We start from the raw sequence: 3,888 nt of genomic DNA, 5'->3' as shown, positions 1-3,888 counted from the left end.
CCGCCCCGCACAGGGGCGACGCTTGAAGCGAGCTAACAATTCGCGGATGCCAGCGAAAGCAAAAGCAAAAGCAAAAGCAAAAATCAACAGCGCATCAGCTAGTTTCAGCAGAAGCCCATGCCTGCTCCCGCAAACGAGTCCTAAGCCTTGCAACAGCTTGCGAATGCAACTGACAGACCCGCGATTCGCTGACTTCCATCACTGCGCCGATCTCGCGCAAATTCAACCCACGCTCATAATACAGCGACATCAAGAGCTTCTCCCGCTCGGGCAACCGGTCAATCGCCTCGACCAGAGCGCCACGCAAAGACTCATCGAGCAATGCCGACAACGGATCGGAATGATCAACGCAGTACCGGTCAAGAAACGGCTCATCATCGGCCGAACGATCAAAGTCTTCGTAATAGATCAGCTGACTGCCGTGCAGATCCTGCAACATCGACTGATACTCATCGAGCGGCATCTTCAGATGCTCAGCAATCTCGGTCTCGCTCGCCGAGCGCCCGAGCGACTGCTCAACCTGATGCACAGCCGACTCCACCTCGCGCGACGTGCGCCGCAAACTCCGCGGCAACCAGTCATTACTGCGCAACTCGTCGAGCATCGCGCCGCGAATCCGCTGGCTCGCGTATGTCTCGAACTGCGCACCCTGGTCTTCCTTGTAGCGGCTCGCCGCATCCAGCAGACCAATCATGCCCGCCTGAATCAGATCGTCGAGATCCACGCTCGCCGGCATCTTCGCCACGAGCTGCAAGCCGAGACGGCGCACCAGCGGTGCGTACTTCGTCAGAACCTCGGCTTGCGAGATTTTTCCTTGAGCGTTGTACATCGTGCTCCCCTTGTCCTTGCCTTCACGCGTGCTGCGCTGACGGTTGATCGGCGTATTGCGCCGTTGTTACGGTCGTCGGCGGCACGCCATGCGTCCGTGACGAAATCGCTGGCCGCATCGGCCAGTACTGCAGTTCGGCTGCGATATGACGGAAATCGCGCGCAGCAGGTGCCGATGGGAACGCATCGACGACACAACGCGACAACTCCATGGCCCGCGCCATCAAAGGATCGGCCGCCACGCAGCCAGCATCTTCAAGCGACACAGCGAGATAACGCCCCGCCACGCCCGCCAGGTTCTCAAACGCAGTGTGTGCATCGGCCACGCTCTGCACGTGATTCACGAGCACGCGGAACTGCGCGATCGCATGCGCAAAATGCAGACGCTTCATGCATGCATACGCATCGGTGATCGCCTGCGCCGCGACACGCGTCACCACCATCACGTCGTGCGACTGCATCGCGAGCGCCGACAGCGAGCCTTCGCGGTCCACCTGCGCGTCGATCAGCACCACGTCGGCCGGTCCGCTAAGCACCACGCCCATCTGTTCGCGCGTGCAGCTCTCGCGATTGCCGCGCGACGCGTTGAGCACCGCGAAACCCAACGCGTGCCGTCCAGCCGCCTCGTCGAGCGTCATCTCGCCGCGCATCACGGCAGCGACGTTGCCCGCGCCGCGCACGCCGCCCAGCATCGTGCTCACCGAACGCGCGCCGAGACTTTCGTCGATGACGAGCACATCCTTGCCCTGCTCGGCGAGCGCAGCGGCGAGATTCACCACCGTCGTCGTCACGCCTACGCCGTGCGAGCCGCCTGCGACCGCTATGACCCGCGAGCCGGAGCGCGCAAGCAGACGCCGCAGTCCTTCAGCCTGGTCCAGCACGAACTTATCCAAAGCGAACCTCGTGCAGATCGGCGGTCGAGCGGGCCGACAGGGCCGACAGCAACGCCGGCACGTCCTCGTCCTGTGGGACGAACGGCGAGTTCTCGCGCGGAATGCAGAAGGCGCTCTTGATCAGGAATTTCTTCGTCGCGACGTACAGGTTCTCCGGCACCTTCTGTCCCGTCGACACGTAGTGCACGGGCAGCTTGTAGCGAATCACCGTATCGAGCACGCTGCCCAGGTTGGTCGCTTCGTCGAGCTTGGTCAGGATGCAGCCGGCGAGCGGCTGTTGGTCCGGTGCGTTCTGGTACGCCTGCACGACTTCGTTCAGCGTGTCGCCGTGACTCGTCGCGTTCAGCAGCAGCAGGCGCTGCACGGGCTGACCAGCGCGGCACAGCATCGAGATCTGATCCGAAACCAGACGATCGCGCTGGCTCATGCCGATCGTGTCGATCAGCACGATATGTTTGTTGCGCAGCTCGGAGAGTGCGAGCTGCAGGTCGGCGCTGTCTTTCACGGCATGCACCGACACGCCCAGAATCTTGCCGAAGATACGCAGTTGTTCGTGACCGCCGATCCGGTAGCTGTCGGTGGTGAGCAGCGCGACCTTGCTGGCGCCGAAGCGCATCACGCAGCGCGCGGCGAGCTTGGCCGTGGTCGTGGTCTTGCCGACGCCCGTCGGGCCCATCAACGCGAACACGCCGCCACGCTCCATCAGCGCGTCTTCGTTTTCCATCACGGGCACGTTCGATTCGAGCACCGTCTTGACCCACTCCATGCCCTCGTCCATGCCTTCGACTTCGGGCAGGTTGTCGATCACCATCTTTACGAGCTGCGCCGAAAAGCCGGCCGCGAACAGGTGTCGCGTCAATGCGGCATGCGTCGGGCTGCGGCGCTGGCGGTCGGCCCACACGAGACCGGCGAACTGTTCTTCCATCATGCCGCGCATGGAGGTCAGTTCCTGCATCACGGTCTCGTTGACCATCTGCTCGATGCGCGACTTGATCGATTCCGTCAGCGCGGCGGCCTGCTTCGGCGTCATGTCGGCGGCGGCTGCGTTCTTGCGCGGGTCGCGCGACATGTTGATGTCGCCTGCGCCCTCCGCCGTCGTCGGAATCACGTTGTTTTTCTGCGTGGCGCGGCGCGCGGCGAGTTGTGCGGCTTCGCGGGCCCAGTCGGGCTTCGCTTCTTCCTGGACGGCATCGACGGGCGTACCCAGGCCGCGCGCCATGGCGGCGGCGGGCGTCATCGTCGGATTGGCCGCGTGGACCACGTCCTTCGACGCGATGCGGCGCGCGTGATCGATCAGCCAGGGGTTCGTTTCGGCCATCGTGCGTTGACGGGCCGATGTTTCCGGCATGGCTGCCGCTGCGGGTTTCGCCGATGCGGCGGGCATTTCGCTGCGCAGGTCGACACGCACGTCGTCCGTTGGGCGCGCGGGGTTCGGCTGGTTTTCGGCTGCCGCGTTTTCGGCGGATGCCGTTTGCGGCTCGGTCTTCTCTTCGCTTGAGGCGGGCATGCGTTCCGTGCCTGCCTCGGGGCTCGCGCCGAATACCGACGAGAACACGTCGGGCATTCCGCTCGCATACGGGTTGTTGACGGGCATCGAGGGGAGCATCGGTCGTGCGCCGGCGGGCGTCGCGGTCGGGCCTGTGCCCTGGCTGGCGGCGCCTTCCTGGCTGCGCGGCGTGATCGCGCTCAGGTCGCGGTCGGCGACGGCGACGATTTCGACGCTGCCATCTTCGTTGGTGCGGTTCGACAGCACGACTGCATCGGAGCCCAATGCCTCGCGGACGAGACGCAGCGCGTCACGACTCGTTGCACCGACAAATTTGCGAATGTTCAAGCTGATCTCCGATGAGCTGCCCGGTCCGGTGACATACCGTTTCCCGATGAGATGAATTATTGCGGTAGACGTCTATTGGCCATCGGGCAATAAAGACGGTGAAACGCTGGCAATTCGGGCGATGGAATGTTTTTGCGGGTTCCCCGCAAGGGGCTCGGGTTTGTGACTTTGCGGGATGGGATGTGGTTTTTTTGTGTGGTTTTGGTTTTGGTTTTGGTTTGTCTGCGACGCCGGGCGGTTTGCCGGGGTTTGCGCTGGCATCCGCTTTACGTTAGCTCACTTCAAGCGTCGCCCCTGTGCGGGGCGGCACCTACTTTTCTTTGCCGCCGCAAA

The 3,888-nt window shown here is 63.2% G+C and carries 3 protein-coding genes; all 3 read right to left on the bottom strand.

Annotation, left to right across the window (positions count from 1 at the left end):
- Window positions 1-94: 94 nt before the first annotated feature.
- Genes KFO72_RS41470 through flhF form a run of 3 tightly spaced genes read right to left on the bottom strand, consistent with a single transcriptional unit; the run spans window position 95 to window position 3,555 of the window.
- Window positions 95-829 carry an RNA polymerase sigma factor FliA gene (locus KFO72_RS41470; RefSeq protein WP_028364064.1) on the bottom strand — a complete coding sequence of 245 codons (735 nt, stop codon included), beginning with the start codon at window positions 827-829 and terminating at the stop codon, window positions 95-97.
- Between the two features lie 22 nt (window positions 830-851).
- Window positions 852-1,721 (bottom strand): AAA family ATPase, encoded by an 870-nt coding sequence (locus KFO72_RS41465; protein ID WP_054929262.1) that lies wholly within the window; start codon window positions 1,719-1,721, stop codon window positions 852-854.
- Window positions 1,714-3,555, bottom strand: coding sequence for a flagellar biosynthesis protein FlhF (gene flhF, locus KFO72_RS41460; protein ID WP_225034519.1), 1,842 nt, complete (start codon window positions 3,553-3,555; stop codon window positions 1,714-1,716). The genes KFO72_RS41465 and flhF overlap by 8 nt, the downstream gene beginning before the upstream one ends.
- Window positions 3,556-3,888: the final 333 nt, after the last annotated feature.

Origin of the sequence: Paraburkholderia sp. XV, from assembly GCF_020177535.1 — a bacterium.
GTDB classification, from domain to species: domain Bacteria; phylum Pseudomonadota; class Gammaproteobacteria; order Burkholderiales; family Burkholderiaceae; genus Paraburkholderia; species Paraburkholderia caribensis.
This window is presented reverse-complemented; position numbering and strand designations above follow the sequence as displayed.

Bases quoted from the DNA above. Each gene is read 5' to 3' on its own strand.
- KFO72_RS41470 (WP_028364064.1), bottom strand. From the start codon at position 829: ATGTACAACGCTCAAGGAAAAATCTCGCAAGCCGAGGTTCTGACGAAG.